The 6,823-nt window shown below is 38.1% G+C and carries 6 protein-coding genes and 1 other annotated feature; all 6 genes read right to left on the bottom strand.

What is annotated here, in order from left to right; translation table 11 throughout:
- Positions 1-292: 292 nt before the first annotated feature.
- Positions 293-649, bottom strand: coding sequence for a 50S ribosomal protein L20 (gene rplT, locus ACHABW_RS05845; RefSeq protein ID WP_110934900.1), 357 nt, complete (start codon positions 647-649; stop codon positions 293-295).
- Between the two features lie 106 nt (positions 650-755).
- Complete coding sequence (gene rpmI, locus ACHABW_RS05840; protein ID WP_110934899.1) at positions 756-944, bottom strand: 50S ribosomal protein L35; 189 nt, start codon at positions 942-944, stop codon at positions 756-758.
- A 102-nt stretch (positions 945-1,046) separates the two neighbouring features.
- On the bottom strand, positions 1,047-1,550 hold the full coding sequence (infC, locus tag ACHABW_RS05835; protein WP_110934898.1) for a translation initiation factor IF-3: 504 nt from the start codon (positions 1,548-1,550) through the stop codon (positions 1,047-1,049).
- A gap of 91 nt (positions 1,551-1,641) precedes the next feature.
- Positions 1,642-1,760 (bottom strand) — a sequence feature (ribosomal protein L20 leader region).
- Between the two features lie 233 nt (positions 1,761-1,993).
- Positions 1,994-3,940, bottom strand: coding sequence for a threonine--tRNA ligase (gene thrS / locus ACHABW_RS05830; protein WP_435754470.1), 1,947 nt, complete (start codon positions 3,938-3,940; stop codon positions 1,994-1,996).
- 553 nt (positions 3,941-4,493) lie between these two features.
- On the bottom strand, positions 4,494-5,384 hold the full coding sequence (ytxC, locus tag ACHABW_RS05825) for a sporulation protein YtxC (protein ID WP_435754469.1): 891 nt from the start codon (positions 5,382-5,384) through the stop codon (positions 4,494-4,496).
- Positions 5,385-5,634: 250 nt separating this feature from the next.
- Positions 5,635-6,741 carry a cyclic dehypoxanthinyl futalosine synthase gene (mqnC, locus tag ACHABW_RS05820; RefSeq protein ID WP_435754468.1) on the bottom strand — a complete coding sequence of 369 codons (1,107 nt, stop codon included), beginning with the start codon at positions 6,739-6,741 and terminating at the stop codon, positions 5,635-5,637.
- Positions 6,742-6,823 lie beyond the last annotated feature (82 nt).

Here is a 6,823-nt window from a genome sequence, read left to right as displayed (position 1 = left end):
GGAAAAGCAATAGGTGAAGACCCCACAGGGACGAGCGTTACTTCACAAATATGCTTCGAGTTGTCTCGACGGATGTCGCTTCAGAGCGCTACTAGCAGAGGAAGAGACACGGTTCTTTTTCCCGAGGAGGCTGAAGCATTGCCCGCGGAAAGCGTCCGCCTAGAGCGAATTCGGGCCTCTCTGTTCAAAGAAAATATCTAAAAAACGATAATCTTATAAATCACTTACTAAAAAGAGGACTAAAAAGATAAATGAAAATATCTTTTTAGTCCCCCAGTAATCCATTATTAGATTAATTTAATTTTGCTTTTGCTGCTTCAGCAATACTTGCAAATGCTTGCTCATCATTTACTGCTAATTCTGCTAGCATTTTACGGTTCATATCAATTTCAGCAAGTTTTAAACCATGCATTAAACGGCTGTATGAAAGACCATTTATACGAGCTGCTGCGTTAATACGAGTAATCCAAAGCTTACGGAAGTCACGTTTCTTTTGACGACGATCACGGTAAGCATATAAAAAGGACTTCATTACCTGTCCTTGTGCTGTTTTAAATAATCTATGTTTAGAACCTACATAACCTTTTGCAAGTTTTAAAACTCTTTTACGACGACGACGGGCTACATATCCGCCTTTTACTCTAGCCATCGTAATCCCTCCTTTTAAGTTCAATTTCTTAGTAGTGTTTATATCAGTCTTGAAAAGAATGTCCTATACAGATAAAATGTTTTTTATCTTGTACTAACAACTCTTATTAGATCATTTGTCCAATGCGTTTTTGGTCACCTTTGCTTACAAGTCCTGATTTGCGAAGCTTACGCTTTTGCTTTTGAGACTTATTAGCAGCCAAGTGGCTTGTGAAAGCATGACCGCGTTTTAGTTTACCAGAACCTGTCTTTTTAAAGCGTTTTGCTGCACCACGGTGGGTTTTCATTTTAGGCATGTTGAATTTCCTCCTGTCCGAGTATTCGTTGTAGTTGTTGGTGAATCTCCGGTCGGTGTTGTTGTCTTGGGACTTCCCTTAAATAGTTCCATCCTGATCGATCTATTTTTGAGCAGTCGGTGCAAGTATGAGAAACATACTTCTACCTTCCATCTTTGGTTTTGATTCGATCGTAGAAATGTCTTCACATTGCTCAGCAAGACGAATAAGAACTTTGCGACCTAAATCTGAGTGAGTAATAGCACGTCCGCGGAAACGGATTGCTGCTTTTACTTTGTCCCCTTTAGTCAAGAATTTACGAGCATTTCGAAGCTTCGTGTTGAAGTCGTGCTCTTCAATATTTGGACTTAAGCGAACCTCTTTCAAGTTAATAACTACTTGATTTTTACGAGCTTCTTTTTCTTTCTTTTGTTGCTCGAAACGATGTTTCCCGTAGTCCATAACCCTACAAACGGGGGGCTTTGCGTTAGGAGCGACCATTACTAAATCTAAATCAGCATTTCTGGCCATGTCAAGAGCTTCTTGTTTCGTCTTAACACCAATTTGATCTCCGTCTGCACCGATTAAACGTACCTCGCGAGCGCGAATGTTTTCGTTTACGAACATATCCTTACTAATATTCAGCCACCTCCATGATATTTGCGGATCAAAGCAAGCTGTTCCTCTACCACCAAACTAGGCTTTAACCTATTTGATGACACAAAAAAAAGCGTGGGTGTCATTCGCCCACACTTCTACGTACGTGTTTGTAAAAAAATCGTGACCTGCCAACGCAATTGTCGATCAGGTGAGAAGCGGGCGCCTCTTCTTGCTTTGTTTCCCTTATAATGTTCACTTGAATAATATATCACATGGCTAATATTGTGTCAATAAAGAATATTGTACATCCTGTAACCCTTAACTACTCTAACACACTATTTCTCATTTGTGTAGGTTAAAACTTAGAAGCAGTCTTTTGTATTTATTTTGTTGCTTAATGTCATTTAAAAATAAGAGGAGGTCATGCCAAACGCTTTTTAGCGTTGTAACACACCCTCCTACTTTTGAAATTATCTTGATCGTTGCGAGATATCTTCTTTTATTTGATGAATGAATTGGTCTAAAGTGACTTCTTCCGTTTTCTGTTGACCGTATCGTCTGACATTTACACCATTTGCTTCAATTTCTTTATCCCCCAATACGAGTAGATAAGGAATTTTCTGCATTTGTGCTTCACGGATTTTATATCCTAATTTTTCTTCTCTAACATCTATTTTCACACGAACGCCAGCTTCTTTCAGTTCTGCTTCAACTTTTCGCACATAATCCATGTGTACATCACTAACCGGAATTGCTTGAACCTGCACAGGTGCTAACCAAGTTGGGAACGCTCCTTTATACTCTTCAATTAAAAAGGCAACAAACCGTTCCATCGTTGAAACAACTCCCCGGTGTATAACAACCGGACGGTGATCCTTACCATCTTCTCCTACATAAGTTAAGTCAAAACGGTTTGGTAAATGGAAATCCATTTGAACCGTTGATAATGTCTCATCTTTTCCTAGCGCTGTCTTCACTTGAACATCTAACTTTGGTCCATAAAAAGCCGCTTCGCCTTCTGCTTCCACATACTCTACTCCCATATCATCAACGGCTTCTTTCAACATTGTTTGAGCCTTATCCCACATTTCATCATTATCTACATACTTTTCTTTATCCTCTGCATCGCGGTAAGACAAACGGAAATAATAGTCTTTAATACCGAAGTCCTCATAAACTGCTTGTATTAATTCGACGACTCGAATAAATTCCTCTTTTAACTGGTCAGGACGACAAAAGATATGGGCGTCATTTAACGTCATCGCCCGAACTCGCTGAAGACCAGCCAGTGCACCTGACATCTCGTGTCGGTGCATCGTACCTAACTCGGCAATTCTTAACGGCAAGTTTCGATAGCTATGCTTTTGATTTTTATAAATCATCATATGATGGGGACAGTTCATTGGGCGTAACACCAGGTCCTCATTGTCCATTTCTAACACTGGGAACATATCCTCTTGATAGTGATCCCAATGGCCAGATGTTTTATATAGGTCAACACTTCCCAAAACAGGAGTATACACGTGGTCATAACCTAGACGTTCTTCGATATCTACAATATATCGCTCTACTGTCCGTCTGATTGTAGCACCTTTAGGAAGCCACAATGGTAATCCTTGTCCTACTTTTTGACTGACTGCAAAAATCCCTAACTCTTTTCCTAACTTACGGTGATCTCGCTCTTTCCGTTCTTCTAAAAGCTGTAAGTAATCATCTACTTGTTTTTGTTTCGGAAATGCTGTCCCATAAATACGCTGAAGCATTTTATTTTTACTATCTCCACGCCAATAAGCACCATTAATTTGCATCAATTTGAATTTCTTTAATTTACTTGTAGAAGGTACATGAACACCACGGCACAAGTCAAAAAATTCTCCTTGCTCATAAATACTGATTGTGTCCCCCTCAGGGATATCTTCTAGTAGTTCCAGCTTTAAATCGTCTCCGATTTCCTCGAAACGTTTCTTCGCTTCTTCTCGTGTTACTTCCACACGATTTATTTCCAGATTTTCTTCCATAATCCGCTTCATTTCTTTTTCGATTTTTGGAAGATCTTCCGGAGTCAATGGCTGTTCCATATCTATATCATAATAGAATCCCTCTTCAATGACTGGTCCGACACCTAGCTTTACATCACTAAATAGTCTTTTTATTGCTTGAGCCATCAAGTGAGCAGTACTGTGTCTAAGAATGTCGATACCATCTTTGGAATCGTTAGTAATGATTTCGACTTTCGCATCTTCATTAATTGGTGCTTTAAAATCAATGTGTTTTCCGTTTACTTTTCCAGCTAAAGCGTTTTTCTTTAGACCAGGTGAAATCGATGCGGCAATATCCTCTGTTGTTATCCCCTTATCAAATTCTTTCGTTGCTCCGTCAGGAAACGTTAACAGGATTTTTTCTTTTACTTCTGCCATTTTAATTCTCTCCTTCAAACTGTAGAATTCACATTGGGCCGATATTCTTCGAGCATAACAAAAAACACTCGTCCCTTAATAAAATAAGGGACGAGTGTGTAACCGTGGTTCCACCCTTTTTCCTGAAAACACCTTTAAAAATTGGCAGTTTTCAGCTTCGTTTCAATCCATAACGGGGAATCCGTCAACGTTTACTAAGATATTTTTGTTATCCGTTCCACATTGAGCTCGGAGGTGGTAAGTCATGGTTTATACTTAGGAAACTTTCAGCCTAGGCTTCCTTCTCTGCAAAGTTAATTCCATATCTCATGTCCTCGTCTACACTTTTATACTGTATGCTTATGGATAGTATTATAATGATGTCACATAAGAAAATCAACCTAAGAAAAACGGCATACCCGTCTTTTATTAAATACAGCGTCAGCTTCCACCGCCATCTTTTAAGTAGCAAGGGTGGGTTTCCCTTGATACGCGCGGTGTTGAAGGTAGCTGCTAATTTTATAAATTCTTTTCTCTTAAATATAAATTATTTTACTTTTTATAGTCACTTAAACTATAATCCTCTAATCTTCTTATCAGAAAAATCAAATGGCCACCTGTTCATTAGTACAATTCGTTCTTCAAATATATTTCTCAGTGTATGGTAGAGATCGTCTTCTATATCCTGTGCAAATAAATAAATCTTATTTGGAGCCATACTAACTAATGGTCCAATCATGCGTTCTTGATAAGGCAATGATTTCTCAAATGCTGTTTCTGCATGAAGCCATTTGTAAATTTGTTGAAGGGATAACTTCTTCTTTTCTTCGTCGTAGAATTCTACCCCGTCTTTCAGGTGAACATATACAGCTTCAACTTTGGACTTTTGCTCTTTTAATACGTCTCGACATCGTTGAACCATGGACTGATATTCTAACTCCATTTTGTATTCATCAATAGCAATCTCTACCACATCTAATAATTTCTCTTTAGCATTTAATAATCTAAATGCTATCAAGGAATCAAATGAGAAAGAAATATCTTCCTCAATAAAAGGTGATATCTGCTTATAAATTTCTTGTTGCCATTGATAAAAGGTAAAAGGAAGTAAAATCATTTTTGTTTCAAGTCCAGGGAAAAAAATCAGTTTAGCAGTTTCAACAATAGATTGAATCTCTTCCTTGTCTTCGTAATAAAATGATTCACGTAAACATTCTTCGAGCCACTTCGAGAAATAAGTAGCGACAGTCACATTTGTTAATATTGCAATTATATGATGTTTCTTATCTAGGTGTAAGTCCTGAAGTCCTGATAGTATAAGAGCTGCAGTACCGTTTTTTCGATTATACTGGTAATCTACGATCTTCTCGCTTTTGCCTTTTCCCCCTAAAATAGATAACGAATGTCGAAGTTGTTCGTAAAAAGATTCACCTATATGTGAATCTTGGAAATCAATCGTTAACAACAGCAGCCCCTCCCAGTCAAATCACACATTAAGAGTTGATCGTCCGGGTGTTTTTCTTGATGCAGTTCAACTCTTTAGTAATATCTATTACATGTATATGGTTCTTGGGATTAATTATGAATTGAAAGTTTTAAAATAAAATAGAGCAGCCGATTCTAGTGAAAGTAACAACCTTTTGCACCATAAAAAAACACAACCCCGGTGAAGCTGAGGTTGTGTTTGTGTTTGTGTTTTAAGTATAAAATATGTTCTAATTTTGCATAACAAAGTCTTTCTCAACTTTTTCATCCTCTTCGAATACATGGAGAGTATTATACTTTGTATCTCGCTGTGCAGGAACTTTGCCAGCTTCACGGATTAATCGAAGAATCAAATTAGTGTCAACTTTATGTGTTGCCCCGGCAGCGGAAACAACATTTTCTTCCATCATCGTGCTACCAAAATCATTACATCCATAAGAAAGGGATGTTTTTCCTGTTTCAGGACCCATAGTTACCCAAGACGATTGGAAATTAGCAACATTATCTAAGAAAATTCGGGATATAGCTAAATTCTTTAAGTATTCACGAGAGGTAACTTTTTCACCTTTCATGTTTGTATTCTCTGACTGGAACGTCCAAGAAATAAATGCTAGGAAGCAATCAGTCTCATCTTGTGCATCCCGGACACGTTGAAGGTGTAAGGCTCTTTCTTCAGACGTTTCACCGAATCCAATGACCATTGTTGCAGTCCCGTGCATGCCGACTTTTTTTACCAGCTTCATCGTTTCAATCCATTCTTCCCACGTACCTTTTAAACGACTAATCCGACGTCTTGTGCGGTTATCAAGTATTTCTGCACCTCCACCTGGAACCGAATCAAGGCCTGCATCGTGAAGTTCTTGCAATACCTTTTCAATTGGCAAATCAGATACATCAGCCATTTTTCTGATTTCAGCTGGTGAGAAAGAATGCATTGTAATGTCAAACCTCTTTTTTATTTCTCGAAGAAGGTCTGTATAATAACTAAATGGAAGATTTGGATTTGTCCCACCTTGCATGAGAATTTCCGTTCCATTCACATCTTTTGTTTCCTGAATTTTATTAAATATTTCTTCATTATCTAGAACATATCCTTCTTTTGAACCAGGAGGACGGTAAAAGGCACAAAAGCGACAATAAGTATCACATAAATTCGTATAGTTAACGTTCCGTCCAATGACAAACGTTGTAACCGGTTCCGGATGCCACTTTAACATCATTTCATTGGCAACTTCACCTATTTTTTCTACCTCATCACTATCATAAAGTTCTACTGCATCTTCGACAGAAATACGTTTTCCCTGTCGGGCTCGATCGAGAATTTGATCAACACTCATTTTATTCCTCCATTCTCAAAACTGTACACTATTGTTTTATCGTAACATAAAACTGGGTATTTTTGCTTTAATTTTGCCCTCT

The organism is Salipaludibacillus sp. CF4.18 (assembly GCF_051262595.1).
Taxonomy (GTDB): Bacteria; Bacillota; Bacilli; order Bacillales; family Salisediminibacteriaceae; genus Salipaludibacillus; species Salipaludibacillus neizhouensis.
The sequence above is the reverse complement of the archived record's forward strand: the minus strand, read 5'-3'. Positions and strand labels throughout refer to the sequence as shown.

What these genes read in the sequence shown, in the direction of transcription:
- rplT (WP_110934900.1), bottom strand. Translation starts at nt 649, where the DNA reads ATGGCTAGAGTAAAAGGCGGATATGTAGCCCGTCGTCGTCGTAAAAGA.
- rpmI (WP_110934899.1), bottom strand. Translation starts at nt 944, where the DNA reads ATGCCTAAAATGAAAACCCACCGTGGTGCAGCAAAACGCTTTAAAAAG.
- infC (WP_110934898.1), bottom strand. Translation starts at nt 1,550, where the DNA reads ATGTTCGTAAACGAAAACATTCGCGCTCGCGAGGTACGTTTAATCGGT.
- thrS (WP_435754470.1), bottom strand. Translation starts at nt 3,940, where the DNA reads ATGGCAGAAGTAAAAGAAAAAATCCTGTTAACGTTTCCTGACGGAGCA.
- mqnC (WP_435754468.1), bottom strand. Translation starts at nt 6,741, where the DNA reads ATGAGTGTTGATCAAATTCTCGATCGAGCCCGACAGGGAAAACGTATT.